Consider the following 19,794-nt stretch of genomic DNA (forward strand, 5'->3'; position numbering starts at 1 on the left):
TCCCCTTCAATGACCAGGGGTGCGGAAGCTTTTTGAATTGATTCAATTAAACATTTGCAGTTGTCTTTTCAGCATCCTCGAGTAACTGCCGGAAAGGAATCAAGGTTTCGGCATGATACTTCTTAACGAATGCGTCAACGGCTTCTGGATCCTGCGTTTGCTTATCCAAAACCAGTTGTTCAACCGGAATTGGCCGTAAATCGGAAATCTTTACGTCAATAACAACCGGGCCTTTACGATCCTTGGCCTTGGCGAATGCCGCCTTGAGTTCGTCCAAATTATGAACTTCAAACCCTTGTGCGCCCATCGCTTCAGCCGCCTTGCCATAATCAGCATCAATGAGATCAACCCCTGAATGCGGCTGACGGGTATCGTCTTGTTCCGCTTCAATAAAGCCTAAACTTTCATTGGTCAGGACAATGTTGATAATCGGCATATGATACTTCACTTGGGTCATAATATCCTGCATAACCATCGCAAACCCGCCGTCACCTGAAATTGACCACACTTGCCGATCCGGGAATTCAGCTTGGGCGCCAATTGCAGCAGGTACAGCATAGCCCATTGTTGCGTACCAGCCGGAAGTCGTAAAGATTTGATTATCGTTGGCCTTCAAATAACGCATGCCATTAATCGTTACGTTACCGACGTCCACCTGGAAAACCGCATCTTTGTCGGCCATCTCGTTGATAAGTTTGAAGATCGGTTCAACGCGCAATGGGGTTTGCGAATCGTCTTCAAATGACGTCATCCACTCAGCCCAGTTTGCCTTGTTAGCGACTGCAGCGCGATACCAAGCAGTTTCCGGTACGGCATCAGCCTTTTCGGTCAATGCCTTGATGAATTTCTTGGCATCGGCTAAAACCGCCAGATCAACTGTGTGCCGCCGCCCAAACTTGCTAGCATCAATATCGACTTGAATATATTTAGCATTTGGTGCGATGAAGTATGGCTGGAATGGGAAGTCAGAGCCAAGGAACAAAACCGTATCGGCGCCGCGGGCTACTTCAACTCCCGGCTTCGATGCAACCCGACCGGCAGATCCCATGTTGGCCTTATAATCATCTGGCACAATGCCTTTTGCCAGTGCGGTTGTGATGATCGGGATATGCGTTTTTTCTGAAAATGCAATGATTTCATCGCGAGCTCCACGCGCACCATTACCAACGTATAGAATCGGCTTTTTGGCATCCTTTAAAATGCTCCAAGCGGTTGCCACTTGCTCGGGATCCGGTTCAGGCAATAACGGCTTTTGATAAAGATTGGCCGATGAAACATAATTATCATCAATCTCCTGCCAACCGAGATCCTTAGGAATGGTCACAACAGCAACGCCTTGATACTTATACGCTTGACGGATGGCTTCATCGACAACGTGTGGCAATTGTGCAGCCGTCATGGCAGTCCGATTATAAACCGACACATCGGCGAACATCGGGTTTTCATTCATTTCCTGAAAATAGTTGGTATTCATGGCTGCAGTCGGCACCTGGCCTACCAATGCTAATACCGGTACATGATCGTATTGCGCATCATATAAACCGTTTAACAGATGAACGGCACCAGGACCTGCTGACCCAAACGTGGCCCCAATGCGTCCCGTTACCTTTGCTTCGCCAGCCGCAGCCAATGCGCCCACTTCTTCATGGCGAACCTGCACGTAATTAATGGTGTGGCGGCGATTGTAAAGCGCGTTCATGGTGCTATCAAACGATCCGCCCGGCAATCCATAAATATTATGAATTCCCCAGTCTTCTAACACCTTGATCATTGCGTCTGCAGCATTGATTTTTTCTGTCATGACACTTGCCTCCATTATTACTTACATTTTGTAAGTTCTTTACGATTATGAGTATAACAATTAATCAATAACAATGCAAACCCTTTCACTCGATTCGAGATCAAGTCACGGCTAAAAGTAAGGAAAGCGCTTTAATCATTGCTATTATACCCACGTCAAGGTGGTAACAGTCAATCAAACTGACTGATACAGAGCCTGTTCGTTTCAGATAGTTTGTTAGCAGACTGTATTTTGCCTTAGATGTTTTCTTGCCCATTTCTATCCATTTCAAAATAACGGCAGGTGCTAGTTGTCACAAGATGAGCGGGCAAATTGTCATCACTCGCTTTGACGCGTTCCCCGCCGTCTCACACTTCTTCATAACGCGCTCCCCGGCTCGCGCCCACACAAAAAAGAATGAACGATTCCATCTAAGCGGAAAAGTCCATTCGTTTTCTATTACTTTTTACATGGGGCCGACCGAATATAATTATCAACTAAAACATTGGTGCTTGTTGATTCTGACCAGACAAGACTACTTTAACTTCTACACCCGGTTCATCACGATTGATGTTTTTCGTAGTGCCGCTCCTGGCCAATGACACCGGTCAAAATAAACTGACCACGATAGTAAGCCGGATCAGGGCGATAGTCATCGGCATCATACGGGACTTTATCGCTAAAGACCGCTTCGTATTCCGGTACAGGCAATTCTTTGCGTTTAGTTAGTTGCTGGGCATGTTCGGCGGCGTGTAGTTGTTCCTTAAATTGTGGTTGCAAAATGCCGCTGAAGAACTCTGCCACGGCACCGGAACCATACGAAAACAGTCCGATCCGATCCCCGGCTTGTAACGTCGTATCATGATCCAGCAACGACAACAACCCCAGATAAAGCGACCCGGTGTAGATATTCCCAATTTGCCGACAATAACGTGTGCTGGCTTCAAAACGGTTTTTCAATCGTTGGGCACTCGCGTCATCGGTGGTTGGCAACACTAGATCCAATGCTTTTTTACCCATTTTGGTATATGGCAGATGGAATGTCATTGCCGCGAAATCATGTGCGCTTAAATGATGGTCGGCCTGATAACGTTCCCAGACTGTCTTGAAGAAGGCGAGATATTGTTCGGTTGAGTATTTTCCCTGAGCAAGCGCCGTATCTTGGTAAACCGGTCGCCAAAAGTCGTTGATTGATGCCGATCGATAAACCGAATCCGGTTCAATTGTCAGCAGACGCGGATCAGCTTTGACAATCATCGCCACTGCGCCGGCCCCTTGCGTCACTTCACCGGCCGTTGCTAATCCATAACGCGCAATATCTGCCGCAATAACGAGCACACTTTTATCAGGATGACTCGCAACATAATCACGAGCCATCATCAGCGCAGCGGTCCCACCGTAACAAGCTTCTTTCAGTTCAACCGCCCGCACCCATTCAGGCAGCGCCAAAAGATCATGAATGAATAAGGCTGCGGATTTACTGGCATCAACCCCGCTTTCGGTTCCAACCAGAATCATGCCTAAACTGGCACGTGATGCTGGCGTCAATACTTTTGCGGCGGCATTGGCTCCCAGCGTCACAATGTCTTGACTAGATGGCGGAACCGCCTGCTCGTCTTGGCCGATGCCGATCGTATATTTATTCGGATCATCACCGCGAACCTTGGCAAGTTTTACGAGATCGACGTAAAAGTCCGGGGTATCCATTTCAATGGCATCAATTCCGATTTTCATAATTTCAATGGCCTGCTTTCTGTTTTGATCGAATCGTTGCTAAATACATTTTGGCATGTGCCAGATCCATTTCACCTGCGCGTAAGGCGGCGACTAGAGTAGGTACTTCCTGATCCTGAGCTCCGGCAGCAATCGCCAGCGCATTGGCCTGCAGTTTCATATGGCCTGACTGAATGCCGGGGCCGGCTAATGCGCGCAAAGCCGCTAAATTCTGCACCAATCCTAATGCGGCAATTACCTGCTGCATGGTGGCTAAGTCGCGATAACCTCCAAGACGGCGGGCGGCCTGGGCTAGTGGTAATGCACCGATCGCGCCTCCGACAACGCCCAGCGGCAATGGCATTTGCAGATGGCCTTCAAGTTTGCCATCGCGCATCAACCAACGCGATAACGGTTGATACTGACCAGTCGCAGCGGCAAACGCCCCAACACTGGCCGCAACCGCGCGCGTGTCATTTCCTGTCGCCAAGACCGCCCCAATGACACCATTAAGAATGCCTTTGTTATGCGTCACCGCGCGCTCCGGATCGACAAATGCCAGATCGCTCAGCTGCACAATTTTATGGGCAATTTCATCCCCTGACAGTGTTTTTGTGGCAAGTGTGGCCGGTGTCAATTTCACAGTTGCCGTGACTAACTCGCCAGGTGCATTAGTCAAAATGCTGGCCAAAACCGTTCCATCCACCCAAGCTGTCACTGCGTCTGCCACAGCTTCGGCAACCGTATTCGCATAATTGGCACCCATTGCCTCTTTAGGATTAAGCGTCAGGCGAAGTTTTAAAAACCGGTTGGCCAAGATTGTCACAGTCATTTTGCTGAAGCCTCCGCCACGCTGCACCATTGAGGGATGGGAGGCATTGGCCACAGCTGCGATCGTTGCTTGATGGGCCAAAAGGATCTGCCTAGCCGCATTCAAATCTGCTAAGTCAGTTAAGACCACTTCTGCCACCACTTCATGGGTACCCACATGCGCTAAAACGCCGCCGTTTTCCGCTACCATTCGCGCACCATTGCTGGCCGCAGCAACAACAGAGGGTTCCTCATTAACAATCGGTACCTGATGTTGCTGGCCATTGACCATTAAATTTCGCGCAATGCCCATCGGTAAGGAAAATTCACCAATTGCATTTTCAATCAGCCGAGTTGCAGTAGCATCAGGAAGCGTGCGTACCGCAGCCAATAAAGCGGCATCGGCACTGGTTAACGACCCTTCTTGCACGAGTTGCTGCCGCCTAGCTTCGGGCGTTTGCTCATAAAACTTCATTTTGATCTGCTCCTAATCATGCAAAGTAACTTGCATCGCCATACCGATACCACCACCGACACATAACGCCGCGACACCGGTTTGTTGCCTGCGTTCCGCCAAATTATACAGCAATGAAACCATAATCCGCGCGCCGGATGCTCCCAAGGGATGGCCTAAAGCAAGCGCTCCGCCATTGATATTCACCTGTTCGTCAGTCAGTCCTAGGTCACGCATCACGGCAACACTTTGCGAGGCGAATGCTTCATTTAATTCCACTTGATCAATGGCTGTTAAAGTTTGTCCGGTTTTTTGCATTAGCTGGTCAATCGCTAATTTAGGCGCATACCCCATGATGTCCGGGTCAATCCCGACTTCTGTATAGTCGGTGATGGTAGCCAAATAGTGGAGGCCTAACTGCTCGGCTTTTGACTTCGCCATAAGAATCAATGCAGCCGCTCCATCATTAATCCCGCTAGCATTACCAGCCGTGACGGTCCCGCCAACTTCAAAAACTGGCGGTAATTTTGCTAACTGGGCTAATGATGTATCCGGTCGAATCGCCGAATCCGTGTCAACCGTGACATCGCCATGTCGGCCGGAAATGGTCACCGGCGCAATTTGTGATTTAAACCGGCCTTCTGCAGCAGCAGCGGCCGCACGCAGATGAGAGCGCAGTGCAAACTCGTCTTGCGTTTGACGACTGATCTGAAAGCGGCTGGCAACATTTTCCGCCGTAATCCCCATCGGTTGCTGACTAAAAGCATCGTTTAGCCCATCGCGACTAAGACCATCCACCAACGCAGTATCGCCAAACTTATGCCCGGCCCGCATCGCCTCAGCATAATACGGCACCTGACTCATACTCTCGGTACCGCCGACAAGTACCGCGTTAGCTTCACCTAGTTGAATCGCCGCCTGACCTAACCGAATTGCCTTTAGCCCAGAGCCGCAAACCTCATTGATCGTCATGGCCGTGGAGTTCGTCGCCATGCCACTATGCAACGCAATCTGACGCGCAACATTCTGGCCCGATCCAGCCTGCAAAACATTCCCGAAAATTGCTTGATCCAGTTGTTGCGGATCAAGCCGTGCTGCTTTAATCGCCGCCTTAGCTGCGGCAACACCTAAATCCACTGCACTAGCACCTGCTAACTCACCGCCCAACTTTCCAATCGGCGTCCGCTTGGCACTAAGAATCACAACTTTTTCCATAATAACCCCTTTTCAAAATGTGAGCGTGAGCCAGACCGGTTAGAAACCGGAGCATAAGTGGCCTTGGTCGTGATGACCGGGCTTTGGTCATTGCGCCCAAGGTCCTTATGTGCAGGTTTCTGGGCTGGCGAACGCGTTATGGTGAGCGCGAGCCAGCGCGCTTAGAGATCGGAGTGTAAGTGGCCTCAGACGTGATGGCCGGGCTTTGGCCATTGCGGCTGAGGTCCTTACACGCAGATCTCTGCGCCGGGGAGCGCGTTATGGTAAGCGCCGAGCCGCCCGGTCAAGAATCCAATTCAAACATGCGTTATAATACATCGAAGAAGATTCCATCGCTGACCTGAGCAACCGCTACATACCACCAATGCCCGCTCAGAAAAACCGTTATAGTTTATCACAGTCCGAAAAACAAAACATCTAAATCGTGGCTTGCACCGTTAATCGCCCAGATTCCGGTTCCTTGAGCCGTGATTGCATTTATGTCTAGCTACATAAGTTCATGTTAAACTGTTTAAATTGTATGCGATTCTTTTCGGAAGTAACACCCGTCTTCACCAATCCTTAACTTTTAACCATAGAAAGTAGGTGCCGTTGATGCGCGTCATTGATTTGCTCGCCTTACTCGCTGACCAAAGTAAAAACGCCTCAGTACTGTTAAATACAACACCAGCACCAAGTCGTTTTGATGATTTTATTTTGAAAACCCAAAATGATCAGCCACAATTAATCTTTAAGCCCAAACCTGATCGAAAATCGCCATTACGCGTGTGGGAATTACAACTGTTGTTAAATCACCCTGACTTACAATCACGTTTTCTTTATCTTGTAGATGCAGACGGCACCCGTGCACTTTTTGGCTTTATCCACCGGCCAGTTGGTCTTTTACTTAACTAGGCCGGATGTTTTGCCGCCGCCAACTTTGCTGCAACCTTTTCCAGATAATGGTGACTGGCTATCATTTCTTGGCAATCAAACTGATTTTTCAAACCGATTTCATAAATCCGGCTGGCGTTAGGATTGAGCTGCGGTAAAACGCGGTACCAATCAATTCGGCCTTGTCCCAAAGGCAAACTGTCATGCGTCTGCCCCATTGAGTCAACCAAATGATAATGCCGTACTAATGGTTTTAGGTTGGCCAGACTCGCTATCAGTCGCTCATTATCCCCGTGTAACGTGATAAAAGCATGGCTAGTATCATAAGCCAATGGTAGCCGCCAGCGCAGCAAACGCGCCTCAAACGCAGGATCGCCATACCTAAAGATTGGCGACATCGAGTTTTCAAATACCACGTGTCCCGGCGCCTCTTGAGCAAACGCAATCATGCGAGCCAATGCCACATCTTGTGCTTTTGCAACGTCACGCCATCCGGCATAATCTCCGGGGGTGTCCACGCGGTAGCCTCCGTGAATCAGTGCCGTGGCGTTCACTTTTTTAGCCAGTGTCATAAGCTTAACGGAACTGGTCATCAGAAAGTCATACCTGGCTGGATATTTAGTCGGATTCATCGCTAACTCATTGCGCTGACCGCGAAAACGCATCGGGTGGTGAAACACAACAGTCGGCACCTGACTTTGAACCCAGGCAACCATTTTCAAAAAATGTTGCCAGCCACTCGCGGTAAAATCTGCTTCCGTCAAGTGAAACTCAAAAACGTCAGGATGATACTGCAATCGATCACGAATCTGGCGCTCATCCGTACTGGCTTTTAAACCCAACAACATGAATTGCCAACCTCCTTAAAAGCAATGGACATTCTAGCTCGGTAATCTGCGCATCAAGCGTTTAAGCTTCTTGCGGTCAATTAACATCACACCCAGGTCGTCAGCTAAGGCAATCGCCGAGTCGGAAAACTCACTGTTGGTGATGACCGCAGCTTGATCAAGTTGATAATAATGATGCCCTGCCCAAACTTCCTGAACCGCCTTATTCCCAACAAAGCCAGTGTATCGCTTACATTGAAAGCCGAATGACTGGCCTTTTTTTTGTGCAATAATGTCAATGCCTTGATCACCCGAAGCCTGAGTAAGTTGAATACGCTTGAAGCCATTGCGTTTTAATAAATAGGCACAAAATTCCTCAAACTTCTCACCTTCCATGATGTCCACGCTCTCCATCTTCAAATCTCGAAACCGAAAATGATGATGGTACAGCAACAACGCATTGATCACCACAAATAAACTAATAATAGTAAAACTGGCAGGATCGCCATAAGGTCGCAACTGCCGGGGCAAAATAGTGCGGCCCCAAAAACTGTAAATAAGGGCCAATACAAACAACCCCCACAACAAATGGTAGGCCTTTTTAAGTAAAATTCTCATGCTTCTAAACCCTTCTAGTTAAGTGAGCGTGAGCCAGCCCGGTTAGAAACCGGAGCATAAGTGGCCTTGGGCGTGATGACCGGGCTTTGGTCATTGCGCCCAAGGTCCTTATGTGCAGGTTTCTGGGCTGGCGAACGCGTTATGGTGAGCGTGATCCGACTTCTGCGCCGGGGAGCGCGTTATGGTGACCGCAAGCCGCCGCGACACACGCGATCTTCACACCATCAAATACATGATCCTTATCAAGCCTAGCAGATTCACGCCATGTTTGCATTGAAACTCAGGTAATTTTTCTGTAGGCTTAATTTATTGAGAAGGGAAGCGTTTTCGTCATGAAACTAAGCGCCAAAATTTTTGCCAAAGTTGGCAGTGAGCGCATTACGCAATACACATTAGTCAACGATCAGCAAATGACGCTGCGATTTTTAACTTTCGGCGCTCGCGTTCAGCAAGTCCGGTTGCCCAATACGACTGGGTTAGATCCTAACTTATTGCTTGGGTTCGTCACTTTAGAAGATTATCTGCATCAACCCGGTCTTTTTGGCGCCATGACCGGTCCGCTTGCACCAGACGACCCTAAAACGATTCCGGGAGCTTGGCAGAATTGGAATTGGGCGGTGAAAACCAGTCAAACGGCTGACTTAGCCATTACCTTTTCTCTAAATTTACCTGAAAACGCTGATGGACAACCGGGCGAGCGCTCCCTTATGGTTACGCACCGACTGAATAACGACAATGTCTGGACTATCGATATGGCCGTTAAAACCACTGCCGAAATCCGACTTCATCCACGATTGATATTGCCATGGTTATTGACAGCCGATCCCGCCCAAACAATGTTACACGCTCAGTTAACCATTGACCACCAGCAAAGTACCATCAGGCAACAGCCAGAAATCTCGCCTGCACGTAGATTCTCCTTAGCCACCGGTGACTGGCAACTGCGCTATGCCACCGATGCGCCGGCCACCCGCATTGACTCGTTTGCTAACATTGGACCCGATAACAACTTTAACGGCATTCTGGGACAACCTCATGTTGCAATCGGATTTTCTCCTGAAAACAATTTAACCGGCAACGCGTGGACACTTGCTGCCGGCGCAACTTGGCAACACCACGCTGAATATCAGTTGAGCAGGATTAAGGCCAGTACGCCAGACCGTTAATCCAATCAGCTAACCAAACTAATCGCTACAAAAAGCCTTGGACGTTGAATGAGCTGCTCACCGTCACAAGGCTTTTTCTACTGGTATTAGTCGACACTAATAATTTTTAAAGACATCTTTGTAAACCTTAATACTGTCGAACACGTCTTGGAGGTCAACATATTCATCGGTTTCGTGCGAGGTGTCATTACCTGGCCCGTAAATAGCCAAGTCCAAACCATCGTGGAAAAATAAGGCCGCATCGGTTATGCCGGTTCGATAGGCCACAGCCCCGCGCTGCAAACCGATCCGCTGCCGTGCCTGCTGGACTTTTTGAATTAACGCATTATCGGGTGCAGCCGCTGCGGCACTTAAAACCGAATCAATCGAAAGTGATAGGTGAACCCCTTTTGGTACTGATGTTTTAGCAGCCTGCTTCAAAGCGGCAATAAACGCATCATTATCAGCAATCATGGTTGTTCGGATGTTGCCGCGTAAATAAGCAGACTCCGGTAATGAATTAATTTGATTCCCGCCATGGATAATATCGATGTTGTGGGTAGCGTGACCCAGAATCGGATCATCTTTAGCTTGAAGCGGCGCGGTGGCAGTTAATGCGGCATTGGCAAAAGCAAATAAGCCGTGAATGGCATTAGCCCCAAGATCTGGACGTGAAGAATGCGCCGCCTTGCCCTGAGCCGTTAACGTATAGTCAATAATGCCACGTTCAGCCGCATCCACATTGCTGTTTCCCGGTTCTGCGACCAAAAGACCGGTCAACCGATCACCATAACCGGCAGCCGCAAGTTGGCGGGCACCGTAGTTATCGATTTCTTCGCCCACGGTTGCCATCAACTGAACGCCATGATCAAGCTCTTCATGCGCGATTTGCTTAAACGCAACCACAGCAGCGGCAAGTCCGGATTTCATATCCGTCGCCCCGCGGCCATACAATTTACCATCTTCAATCTGGGCTGAGAACGGAGGAAACTGCCACTTGTTGGGATCGCCTGCATCCACGACATCCATGTGCCCGTCAACCCCTAACCAGCGCTGCGCATTAGGATCACCAATCGTCAAAACTAAATTGTCGCGTCCCGGCGCATAACTGATACGTTCACGCTTAATCAACCCTGTGCTTAGTTCCGGGGCCAAAAAGGCTTCGATCAAGTCCGCCACTTGGCCTTCTTTTGCTGCCACACTGGGGATTCTAACCATCGCCTGCAATAGATCAGTAACTTGTTGTTCCTCGTCTGTCAAACTACCGCCTCCACTTTTAAAATACATCATCTTAACGATCCAAATCGCCACCATGACTGAGTTCATCTAGTCACATCAGATGCCATCAACACCATTATTCCGAACACGCAACCCAGTCTTTTAACGCAGCCCTATTTTCTTCTAAAGCGCAACAATGCCTGACCTAAGATTGGGGTGACAATCCCGCCAAGCACCGCCTCTGCCACCGCATTAATGGCCAAGGCAGTAATCAACAGCCAACCTAAATTCGTTGCATTGGCTCCTGGAACGATTTGCGCGGCTTTGCTGGCAAACAACAACCAGGTAAAGCCGATCACCAGCAATGTATTGGTTAAAGCGCCTGTAACCCCGGCGATGACCATTTTAATAGTTTGAGCCAGCGTACTCTGGTGTCGTTTAAATAATTGATGAAAAACAAAAGCTGCAACCAAACCAACCATGACTCGCGGCACCAACGCGATAATTGGATTGCGAAAAAGCAGTAAAGTTACCGGGTCAGCCGCTGATGTATAAGCGCGAATCAGACTCGTTAAGCCCCATAATAAGCCAAGGCTGGCACCTCCGCCATAGCCCAATACGATCCCGCCAATGATGACGGTCAAGTGAATAGTCGAAATAGCCGGCCAAGCGGGAAAAATCTGAACATAACCAACCATTGGAATGTAGGCTTGCAAAATAATCAAAGCTCCCAAAATACCAATGATCGCAATGTTATAAGCTTTTCCGCGACGTGTCATGCTGACACCTCCTAATCGTTTATAGCTAATTTTATCAAATTATACACGCTTACGTTTGTTTATATTGTGTTTTCTGCTGTTGCTGGTTCAATCAAAGTAGACCATTGCGTTCAGGTATGGCTCATGCTGGGTCAATAGTCCATGCTTTGACAATATTGCTTGCGGTCGCCAGTGTTAGCTACCGCTGAGGCCGCTTGGGTTCTAGCTTATGCCCTTGACGCGCTCACCGGCGCAGAAACCTGCGTGTAAGGACCTTAAGCGTAATGGCCCAAGCCCGGCCATTACGCTTAAGGCCACTTACACTCCGGTTTCTAAGCGCGCCGGTTCGCGCTTAGTAAATTTCTATTGACTTTAATCTCACGTTTTCCTATAATATTTCTTGTGCTTAATTAGTCATGCGGGCATGGCGGAATTGGTAGACGCGCAAGATTAAGGATCTTGTGAGCATTTTTGCTCATGGAAGTTCGAGTCTTCTTGCCCGCATCATAGCAAGATCCGATCAACAAGGTATTACTGTTGATCGGATCTTTTTTATTTTATACCTGATCATGGACCGGCTTGAAAAATATTAAGCCTCTGAAAGGAGTCCCATTCGATGCTTCGTGAAGCCCAATTTGTCGATCTGCCGGCGATTGTTCATCTTTATCAGCAGCTTACTCAAGAGATGGCTGCATTGGCGCCGGATACTTACCGGCCCTTAACCACCGACAATCGGCAGTATTTTGCTGATTACCTGCAGAATGATCTGGCTCGCCTATTCGTCACGGAAAGTCAAGGCACACTTACCGGCTTTGCATTGGTCGTTTTAGCTCGAACCGGGGACAGCCCCGAATTCGTTCCACAACACTTTGCGCAGTTGATTGACTTGTTTGTCACGCCGGATCATCGTCATCACGGCCTAGCCAAAACCCTCATGACAGCGGTCGAGGCATTCGCTGCCAGTCATCAAGCCTCTTTTATTCAACTGAACGTCCTCAGCGGTAATCAAACCGCACGAGAAGTCTATGCCCGCGCCGGGTTTCAGCCAGTCAATTTAATCCTGCAAAAGCCGCTTAATTAGTTATTTCGCGTTGCCTGCAGCCGTAATTTGCCACGGCAGACACCGCACGCGTACCGAGTGACATTCATCCGTCGGCGCCGAACGAATTGCCGACCACACCTTGTGCATTGATAAACATAGTGTCGGCCGCTCATCGGCAGTGGCGGCGCAAACCGCGAGCCGCCAACTGCTGCCAGTAACTGTTTGAAGTCATGATCGCGATGTTGATAGCCGCGATGCTGGGCGAACAAATGGTAGTGCACCAATTCATGCTTGATGATGCCATCCGTGACATCAGATGGATAAAGCGCAAAAATTTTGGGGTTAAAATCCAGATTCATCGTCGCAGGATAAAACCGGCCGCCAGTAGTTCGCAAGCGCGCATTAAACACGGCTTGATGGTTGAACGGTTGGTGAAATGCGCTCATAGAAATGGCTTCCACACGTGCTTGTAATTCTTGGTTTGTCATTGTCTCATCGTTACCTCCGAGCCAATAGTGTACATCAGCACGTCACCAATTGCACTATTTGTATCAGGCTACCTTGCGAGACTATCCGATACCTGTTGAGTATGTTCATCTCACTATTCATCAGACTACAAAAAGGAACGGTTCAGACGTCCACCTGAACCGTTCCTTTTTTCTAACCATGAAACTTGCGCATTGACCAAGCAAATGAGCCATCACAATCAGATTTGCCTACCTTTTTCACACTCGCTTAATTGAAAAAGGCTAAGACATCGGCACGCTTCAATGCTGCTTTTCGTTTTTGATCGAAGTCTGCCACAATCTGGCCGGCATCTAGCACAATGAGCCGGTTGCCATAGCGTAACGCGTCTTCAACTTGATGGGTGATCATCAAACAGGTTAACTGTTGCTCCGAAACGATCGCATTCGTTAACGTCATAATTGCCTGACTGGTGTGGGGATCTAAGGCTGCTGTGTGTTCATCAAGCAACAGTAAATCCGGTTTGCGCATGGTGGCCATTAACAAGCTCAAGGCCTGCCGTTGTCCACCTGAAAGCTGCTCGGTTGGCTTATAAAGCGCCTCAGCCAGACCATTACCGGTTTTTGCGGCCAAAGCCTTTAGCTGGGCTTTTTGTGCATTCAGACCTCGGGAACGTAACCCTAGGCGCTGACCACGATGGCTGGCTAGTAATAAATTCTCAGCAACCGTCATTCGCGGGGCGGTTCCCATTTTCGGATCCTGGAAAACTCTGGCAATATGCCGAGCACGCTGCTCAGGACGGCGCCCGTTGAGTGTTTGGCCAGCCAAAGTGACCGTGCCGCCGCTAACTGGTAGATCACCGGTAATCGCATTGAATAAGGTCGATTTACCGGCACCATTATGACCCAAAACGGTGACGAATTCACCTGTTTTAACCGTCAGCGTCACATCTTGCAACAAGGTCTTGACTTGAGTTGCAACTGGCACATTAACCGTCACGTGATCCAATTTTAATTCAGCCATGGATCTGCACCCCTTTCTGCAACACACGTCGTAATCGTAATTGATGATCAATTTGCGGCACCATGATGGCAATGGCTAACACGACCGCCGAGATCAGTTTCAAATCATCGGCATTGAACCCTAGCGCCAAGACGACCAGCAAGACAAAGCGGTAAATAATGCTCCCTAGGATGACTGCCACCAACCGCTGCGACAAAGTCAACTCACCGAAAACAACTTCACCGATGATAATAGCAGCTAACCCGATAACAATGATCCCGATGCCCATGTTCACGTCCGCATAGCCATTATTTTGAGCGAGCAATCCACCTGCAAGCCCAACCAGCCCGTTGCCAACCATTAAGCCTAGAACCATCTGATGATCAGGATTAATTCCCAGACTCCGCGCCATATTCGGATTATCACCCGCCGCAATGAACCCTTGACCTAATTGGGTGTTCAGAAATAACATCAACAATCCTACGACGAGGACGACAACAATTAAACCAATAACCACGCTATTAAAGTAGGGCGGCAAGTCTTTTAAGAACGATCCTTGGAAAAGATTAGCCTGATGTAGCAAAGATAAATTGGCCCGCCCCATAATCCGTAAATTAATCGAAAATAAACCGGTCATGACCAGGATCCCGGCAAGTAGCACCGGAATTCGGCCTTTGGTAGTTAACAACCCCGTCACCAGCCCGGCAAGCATCCCTGCTACCGTTGCGAGCAAGGTTGCGATAATCGGGGAAATACCGTGAGTAATCGCACTGACGGCCACTGCTGCGCCAAAGGGAAATGTTCCTTCAACCGTCATATCTGGAAAGTCCAACACCCGAAATGTTAAAAAGAGACCTAGTCCGATTAAACCGTATAACAATCCTTGCCCAATTGCAGAAACCCCTAAACTCATTTGATCACCGTTCCTTTCGCCTCTGCCTGTTTCACTAACGAACTCGGCAATGTTATCCCCAACTGCTGCGCTTGCTTTTCATTTAAAATGAGTCGGCCGGTTTTTTCAAAGTGGATCGGCGTCGTGGCCGGTTTGGCTTTGCCTTTTAAAACATCCGCCAGCATATGCCCAGTTTCAACACCTAAATCAAACTGATTAAGTCCGATCGTTGCCACCCCGCCTTGTTTAACCATGGTATCCACAGTTGGAAAAATCGGAACCTTTCGTGCGTTAGCCGCTGCCACTAAAGTTTGCATGGCGCTCGCCACCGTATTATCGGTCGGCACAAAAACCGCATCCACCTGGCTTACCATTTTCGTTGCCACTTGGTTAAGATCGTTAGTTGAGCTAATCGCATACCGTTTGACCGTGAATCCTTCTTTGGGGCCTAGTTTAGCCACCATCTTGGCTTGGGTTTGTGCGGAATCATCACTGGAAGTTGCAATGACGCCAAGTGTTTTCGCATCAGGCATGATCTGACGGATAAGTTTCAATTGAGCTGCAATGGGTGCCTGATCGGAAACCCCGGTAATATTGCCGCCTGGTTTTTTAACATTTTTAACCAATTTTGCTGCGACTGGATCCGTAATTGCCCCCAAGATGATCGGCGTCTTTTGATTCACATTGGCTAGTGCTTGAGCTGCAGGCGTAGCAATACCGACTGTTGCAGCGGCATGTTCCTCAGTAAAGCGTTCTGACATTGACTTCAGATTACTCTGATCGTTTTCGGCATTTTGAAAATCAATCTTGATATTCTTGCCCGCCACGTAGCCTTTATCTTTCAATCCGGCGATAATGCCCTTATGAATCGCATCAAGCGCCGGGTGGGTCGTCAGCTGCAAAATGCCGACAGTCGGCTTTGTCTGCGTCTGTTGCGCAGTTGTGCCACTTTGAAAATAAGCAATACCCAAAAAGCCAAAGATGATGATCATAAATCCAAGCATTCGTTTCATTCGCTTGCCTCCATTTTAAATATTCCAATAGCTTTGGTGGTGTCGATCCTTTAATGTGATACCGACATATTCCGCGTGGTTAAAGCTACTTTGCGGTTAACCTTCCCTTTTTTGTATCAATAAAAATACCGCGACAGGTTCAGGCCGTCGCGGCAATAAAAAAACCGCATAGCCCCGTGATTGGGTATCTATGCGGACAATAAATCGGAAGCCAACATAGACACAACCTGCGCGTCTGGCAGGCTGCATCCGCAACCTACCTAAAGTTGGCTTTGCCAGTTCTTTAAGGTAAGCAATGCTGTCATGTGGGTTTCCTCCATTCGTTTATACTTGATGAGATGTTAGATTAAAGGTACATGAGTAAACATTTCATGTCAAGAAAAATCATTGCAAGATGAGCGAGATTTTTTGAATCTGCTTGGTAAATTTCTGAATCGTCTCATCCTGCGCCTTTTCTGAAGCATTAAAGGCGGGAACATCTACTTCTAAGTCAGGTTTTAAGCTGGCAGTCATTGCTTCACACGTTGCGGTAAAAGCCGCAAAGTCATGAACCAACGTACGATGCGGCCCAGCCAGTCGCGCCGGAACTGCCACTTGTTGCAACCGAGTTAATAACTTTTGGTACTGAGCGGTTCCTTCACGAAAAACGACCTGAGTATCCTCATAGGTCTCCCGATCATATTCAGCTAACTGATCCGCATCAATTGCTTTTCGCAACGGTTCGAACAATGGTGCCATTTTATCTTGATTAGCCTGAATCTGTTCCACCACATCATTAATGGTCGAACCATAATGCGCCAACTTCATTTGTTGCTTATTCATGAAAAGCACGAATCCTCTCTTAAGCACGTGGTTGTCATTGCTGACCTGCCACCTTTTTTATTTAGCCAAACGTCGGCGCCGGGCGCGTTCAAACACCTTCACGATTTCGACGATCACAATCATCGACACGCCCGCGCCAAGAACCGTTATCCACTGATGCCAATCAAGGGTGGTGACATGGAAAAGCCCGTTAAAGCCCGGAACCAGAATCGTCACTGCCAGCAACAGGAAGGATGCCAAAATAGCCCAGTTGAATGCTTTATTCCGGAATGCACCCACTGTAAACAGGCTTTGATGGATACTCTTAACGTTAAAAGCATGGAAGAGTTGGATCAAGCCTAAAGTTGCATAAGCCATGGTCAAAGCATCCGCATGCATCGCCGCTTCACCGCTATGGACCGGATAAGTGATAGCAATCCAGTAAACGCCCAATGTCAACAAGCCTTCAAGAATCCCTTGCCAAATCACGGCCGGACCCACGCCGCCAGAGAAGAAGTTGGATTTTCGCCCGCGCGGTTTTTGCTTCATAATCCCTGGCTCAGTCGGTTCCACCCCAAGTGCAATCGCCGGGAAGGTATCCGTCACCAGATTAATCCAAAGAATGTGAACCGGCGCTAAAATATCCCAGCCTAACATTGTCATCATGAACAAGGTCAAAACTTCACCAAGGTTAGCCGACAAGAGATATTGAATCGCCTTTTGAATGTTGGAAAAGACTTTTCGGCCTTCTTCAACTGCGACCACAATCGTTGCAAAATTGTCATCGGCCAACACCATGTCCGAAGCACCTTTTGAAACTTCTGTCCCGGTGATACCCATGCCAATACCGATATCAGCTGCTTTTAACGCAGGAGCATCGTTAACCCCATCGCCGGTCATGGCAACCACTTTGCCTTTTTTCTGCCAAGCATTCACAATTCGAACCTTATGCTCTGGTGCAACCCGTGCGTACACGCTGTATTTGCCGACATTCTTAGCAAATTCTTCATCGCTTTGTTGATCAAGTTCGGCACCGGTAATAACGGCAGCATCATCACCTTGATCAATAATGCCAAGACGAACCGCAATCGCTTCGGCCGTGTCGCGGTGATCACCGGTAATCATCATTGGCCGAATACCAGCCGATTTAGCTTCCGCAACCGCCGCTTGTGCTTCTGGCCGCTCCGGATCAATCATCCCGACGAGCCCCGCAAAGATCAGCTGTTGCTCAACGGTCTCTGAGTCAACGGTTTCAGGAACCGCATCAATCACCTTATAAGCCATCCCCAATACTCGCAAAGCCTGGGTCGCCATGTCCTTATTTGCTTTCAAAATGGCATCGCGTTCACTGTCAGACAGAGGCGCAACGTTATCGCCGGTGGCTAAATTCGTCACCCGCTTAAGCAATTCGTCCGGTGCGCCTTTCGTGGCAACCAGAATCTTGCCGTCCGGGCGGCGATGAAGCGTCGTCATCAATTTACGTTCGGAATCAAACGGTACTTCAGCAATCCGCGGTTCTGCAGCAAGTTCCTTAGTAAGATCAAAGGACTGGGTTTTACCATAAGCAACTAGCGCTGTTTCAGTCGGATCGCCTAATAATTGACCATCATCTTGAACCTGCGTATCGTTGGCAAAATTCATGATGGTCATCAAAGGATTGCCACCGTGGATACCTGCGCTGGCAGCGTTCAACTGGCCATCATAATAAACTTTTTCAACCGTCATTTTGTTTTGGGTCAGTGTTCCGGTTTTATCACTGGCAATGATGTCGGTACTACCCAAAGTCTCAACTGCTGGCAGTTTACGCACTAATGCATGCCGCTTTGCCATTTTTTGAGTGCCCAATGCCAAAATGATCGTGACAATAGCCGGCAACCCTTCCGGAATAGCGGCAACAGCCAGCGAAACCGCGGTCAGGAACATCTCCGGTAAACTGGCGGCATTACGCCAAATCCCGACTGCAAACACAATGACAGCAATAACAAGAATCATCACCGTCAGCGTCTTCCCAAGACTCTTAAGATTTTCTTGCAGCGGGGTGGTTGTTTCCTCGGCAGAATTAATCATACCGGCAATCCGGCCGACTTCGGTTTGCATCCCGGTTGCGACCACAACGCCAACCCCGCGGCCATAGGTGATGTTACTGTTCATGAAGGCCATGTTGGTCCGGTCACCAATACCAACATCCGCACCCGTCAATGGTTCGGTGGTCTTATCGACCGGCACACTTTCACCGGTCAGTGCGCTTTCTTCGATCTTTAAATTAGCACTTTCCACTAACCGTAAATCAGCAGGTACCACATCCCCAGCTTCCAGCAACACAATGTCACCTAAAACCAGCTGGCTGCTAGGGATCGTGAGTACTTGATCACCCCGGCGAACATGCGCGTTAGGAGTGGACATTTCTTTAAGCGCATCAATGGCCTCTTCAGCTTTGCTTTCTTGGAAAACACCAAAAACCGCGTTCAATAAGACGACCGCGAGAATAATACCCGCATCGGCCCATTCACTTAATAAGAACCCGGCAATCAAAGCAGCAGCTAACAGGACAATAATCATGAAGTCCTTAAACTGATCCAAAAAGCGCGCCAACATGCTCTTCTTTTCAGCCTGGGCGAGTTCATTTGGCCCATTTTCATTTAACCGAGTCTGAGCGGTTTCCTTAGATAGTCCAGTCAATTGCGTTTTTTCTTCTTGCAAAACTTCTTGACTGCTTAATGCATATGGCGGTTTCTTTGCCAAAATAGTGCCTCCTTCTTTCTTTGGGCCGGTAGCCAAAAAGAGACTTATGGCCTACCAGCAGTAGATCCATAAGTCTCACTATTTAAGACAACACCAGACATAGCCTTGTTGGTGACGTTGTCGCAGATATGCTCTGCTAGTTACTCCCCTATGTTGAGTAAAGTATATCAGGTCTAGGCAGGCTTACGCAAGTTCCTGAGTAGTGAGCGCGAACCGGCGCGGTTAGAAGTCGGAGTGTAAGTGGCCTTAAACGTGATGGCCCGGGTTTGGTCATTGCGTTTAAGGTCCTTACACTCCGACTTCTGCGCCGGTGAGCGCGTTATGGGCATAAAACAGGACAAAGCGGCCTTAAACGTGATGGCCCGGGTTTGGCCATTGCGTTTAAGGTCCTTACACGCAGACTTCTGCGCCGGTGAGCGCGTTATG

The 19,794-nt window shown here is 48.7% G+C and carries 17 protein-coding genes and 1 tRNA gene; 4 read left to right on the plus strand and 14 right to left on the minus strand.

Annotated elements, in window-relative coordinates:
- Positions 1–46 precede the first annotated feature (46 nt).
- The 4 genes from spxB to ACWP87_RS07035 form a co-directional block, all read right to left on the minus strand.
- Positions 47–1,801, minus strand: coding sequence for a pyruvate oxidase (spxB, locus tag ACWP87_RS07020; RefSeq protein WP_005717088.1), 1,755 nt, complete (start codon positions 1,799–1,801; stop codon positions 47–49).
- Between the two features lie 540 nt (positions 1,802–2,341).
- Entirely contained in the window at positions 2,342–3,514 is a 1,173-nt protein-coding gene (locus ACWP87_RS07025) for a hydroxymethylglutaryl-CoA synthase (protein ID WP_014569780.1), read from the minus strand.
- A gap of 4 nt (positions 3,515–3,518) precedes the next feature.
- Positions 3,519–4,778, minus strand: a complete 1,260-nt coding sequence (locus tag ACWP87_RS07030) for a hydroxymethylglutaryl-CoA reductase, degradative (protein ID WP_014569781.1) — start codon at positions 4,776–4,778, stop codon at positions 3,519–3,521.
- Positions 4,779–4,790: 12 nt separating this feature from the next.
- Positions 4,791–5,972, minus strand: coding sequence for a thiolase family protein (locus ACWP87_RS07035; protein ID WP_014569782.1), 1,182 nt, complete (start codon positions 5,970–5,972; stop codon positions 4,791–4,793).
- A 594-nt stretch (positions 5,973–6,566) separates the two neighbouring features.
- Between ACWP87_RS07035 and ACWP87_RS07040 the strand changes: the two genes are divergently transcribed.
- Positions 6,567–6,866: a hypothetical protein gene (locus ACWP87_RS07040; protein WP_005685402.1), complete on the plus strand. Its 300-nt coding sequence runs from the start codon at positions 6,567–6,569 to the stop codon at positions 6,864–6,866.
- Here the strand turns inward: ACWP87_RS07040 and ACWP87_RS07045 are convergent.
- Both ACWP87_RS07045 and ACWP87_RS07050 read right to left on the minus strand, forming a co-directional pair.
- On the minus strand, positions 6,863–7,693 hold the full coding sequence (locus ACWP87_RS07045; protein WP_005685401.1) for a sugar phosphate isomerase/epimerase family protein: 831 nt from the start codon (positions 7,691–7,693) through the stop codon (positions 6,863–6,865). The two genes, ACWP87_RS07040 and ACWP87_RS07045, sit on opposite strands and share 4 nt — an antisense overlap.
- A gap of 33 nt (positions 7,694–7,726) precedes the next feature.
- On the minus strand, positions 7,727–8,290 hold the full coding sequence (locus tag ACWP87_RS07050) for a restriction endonuclease (protein ID WP_014569783.1): 564 nt from the start codon (positions 8,288–8,290) through the stop codon (positions 7,727–7,729).
- A gap of 332 nt (positions 8,291–8,622) precedes the next feature.
- On the opposite strand from ACWP87_RS07050, the gene ACWP87_RS07055 reads away from it, so the two are divergent.
- On the plus strand, positions 8,623–9,456 hold the full coding sequence (locus ACWP87_RS07055) for an aldose epimerase family protein (RefSeq protein ID WP_014569784.1): 834 nt from the start codon (positions 8,623–8,625) through the stop codon (positions 9,454–9,456).
- 96 nt (positions 9,457–9,552) lie between these two features.
- Here ACWP87_RS07055 and ACWP87_RS07060 read toward each other — a convergent pair whose 3' ends face one another.
- The gene (locus tag ACWP87_RS07060) at positions 9,553–10,722 is read right to left on the minus strand and encodes a M20 family metallopeptidase (protein WP_048653163.1); all 1,170 of its coding nucleotides are present in this window, start codon (positions 10,720–10,722) and stop codon (positions 9,553–9,555) included.
- Between the two features lie 104 nt (positions 10,723–10,826).
- Positions 10,827–11,432, minus strand: a complete 606-nt coding sequence (locus tag ACWP87_RS07065) for an ECF transporter S component (RefSeq protein WP_005685397.1) — start codon at positions 11,430–11,432, stop codon at positions 10,827–10,829.
- Positions 11,433–11,829: 397 nt separating this feature from the next.
- Here ACWP87_RS07065 and ACWP87_RS07070 point away from each other — a divergent pair.
- Both ACWP87_RS07070 and ACWP87_RS07075 read left to right on the plus strand, forming a co-directional pair.
- Positions 11,830–11,915 (plus strand) — tRNA-Leu (locus ACWP87_RS07070).
- Positions 11,916–12,027: 112 nt separating this feature from the next.
- Positions 12,028–12,492 carry a GNAT family N-acetyltransferase gene (locus ACWP87_RS07075; protein WP_005685396.1) on the plus strand — a complete coding sequence of 155 codons (465 nt, stop codon included), beginning with the start codon at positions 12,028–12,030 and terminating at the stop codon, positions 12,490–12,492.
- Here the strand turns inward: ACWP87_RS07075 and ACWP87_RS07080 are convergent.
- The 6 genes from ACWP87_RS07080 to ACWP87_RS07105 all read right to left on the minus strand — a co-directional run bounded on the left by ACWP87_RS07080 (position 12,489) and on the right by ACWP87_RS07105 (position 19,368).
- Positions 12,489–12,941 (minus strand): SprT family protein, encoded by a 453-nt coding sequence (locus ACWP87_RS07080; RefSeq protein WP_005685395.1) that lies wholly within the window; start codon positions 12,939–12,941, stop codon positions 12,489–12,491. The genes ACWP87_RS07075 and ACWP87_RS07080 overlap by 4 nt on opposite strands.
- A gap of 247 nt (positions 12,942–13,188) precedes the next feature.
- A complete protein-coding gene (locus tag ACWP87_RS07085; RefSeq protein WP_005685394.1) occupies positions 13,189–13,941 on the minus strand; it encodes an ABC transporter ATP-binding protein in 753 nt (250 codons plus the stop codon).
- Entirely contained in the window at positions 13,934–14,833 is a 900-nt protein-coding gene (locus ACWP87_RS07090; RefSeq protein ID WP_005685393.1) for an ABC transporter permease, read from the minus strand. Before ACWP87_RS07090 ends, ACWP87_RS07085 begins: the two co-directional genes overlap by 8 nt.
- Positions 14,830–15,825 (minus strand): tryptophan ABC transporter substrate-binding protein, encoded by a 996-nt coding sequence (gene trpX / locus ACWP87_RS07095; RefSeq protein ID WP_014569788.1) that lies wholly within the window; start codon positions 15,823–15,825, stop codon positions 14,830–14,832. Before trpX ends, ACWP87_RS07090 begins: the two co-directional genes overlap by 4 nt.
- Positions 15,826–16,209: 384 nt before the next feature.
- Positions 16,210–16,647, minus strand: coding sequence for a hypothetical protein (locus tag ACWP87_RS07100; RefSeq protein WP_005685390.1), 438 nt, complete (start codon positions 16,645–16,647; stop codon positions 16,210–16,212).
- A 57-nt stretch (positions 16,648–16,704) separates the two neighbouring features.
- Positions 16,705–19,368: a cation-translocating P-type ATPase gene (locus ACWP87_RS07105; protein WP_005685389.1), complete on the minus strand. Its 2,664-nt coding sequence runs from the start codon at positions 19,366–19,368 to the stop codon at positions 16,705–16,707.
- Positions 19,369–19,794: the final 426 nt, after the last annotated feature.

It is taken from the genome of Lacticaseibacillus sp. 22 (assembly GCF_055413445.1).

Excerpts from the sequence above, each read along its gene's own strand:
- ACWP87_RS07060 (WP_048653163.1), bottom strand. The coding sequence starts at position 10,722 with ATGTATTTTAAAAGTGGAGGCGGTAGTTTGACAGACGAGGAACAACAA.
- ACWP87_RS07090 (WP_005685393.1), bottom strand. The coding sequence starts at position 14,833 with ATGAGTTTAGGGGTTTCTGCAATTGGGCAAGGATTGTTATACGGTTTA.
- ACWP87_RS07050 (WP_014569783.1), bottom strand. The coding sequence starts at position 8,290 with ATGAGAATTTTACTTAAAAAGGCCTACCATTTGTTGTGGGGGTTGTTT.
- ACWP87_RS07065 (WP_005685397.1), bottom strand. The coding sequence starts at position 11,432 with ATGACACGTCGCGGAAAAGCTTATAACATTGCGATCATTGGTATTTTG.
- ACWP87_RS07040 (WP_005685402.1), top strand. The coding sequence starts at position 6,567 with ATGCGCGTCATTGATTTGCTCGCCTTACTCGCTGACCAAAGTAAAAAC.
- ACWP87_RS07075 (WP_005685396.1), top strand. The coding sequence starts at position 12,028 with ATGCTTCGTGAAGCCCAATTTGTCGATCTGCCGGCGATTGTTCATCTT.
- ACWP87_RS07080 (WP_005685395.1), bottom strand. The coding sequence starts at position 12,941 with ATGACAAACCAAGAATTACAAGCACGTGTGGAAGCCATTTCTATGAGC.
- ACWP87_RS07030 (WP_014569781.1), bottom strand. The coding sequence starts at position 4,778 with ATGAAGTTTTATGAGCAAACGCCCGAAGCTAGGCGGCAGCAACTCGTG.
- spxB (WP_005717088.1), bottom strand. The coding sequence starts at position 1,801 with ATGACAGAAAAAATCAATGCTGCAGACGCAATGATCAAGGTGTTAGAA.
- trpX (WP_014569788.1), bottom strand. The coding sequence starts at position 15,825 with ATGAAACGAATGCTTGGATTTATGATCATCATCTTTGGCTTTTTGGGT.
- ACWP87_RS07035 (WP_014569782.1), bottom strand. The coding sequence starts at position 5,972 with ATGGAAAAAGTTGTGATTCTTAGTGCCAAGCGGACGCCGATTGGAAAG.
- ACWP87_RS07085 (WP_005685394.1), bottom strand. The coding sequence starts at position 13,941 with ATGGCTGAATTAAAATTGGATCACGTGACGGTTAATGTGCCAGTTGCA.
- ACWP87_RS07025 (WP_014569780.1), bottom strand. The coding sequence starts at position 3,514 with ATGAAAATCGGAATTGATGCCATTGAAATGGATACCCCGGACTTTTAC.
- ACWP87_RS07045 (WP_005685401.1), bottom strand. The coding sequence starts at position 7,693 with ATGTTGTTGGGTTTAAAAGCCAGTACGGATGAGCGCCAGATTCGTGAT.
- ACWP87_RS07055 (WP_014569784.1), top strand. The coding sequence starts at position 8,623 with ATGAAACTAAGCGCCAAAATTTTTGCCAAAGTTGGCAGTGAGCGCATT.
- ACWP87_RS07100 (WP_005685390.1), bottom strand. The coding sequence starts at position 16,647 with ATGAATAAGCAACAAATGAAGTTGGCGCATTATGGTTCGACCATTAAT.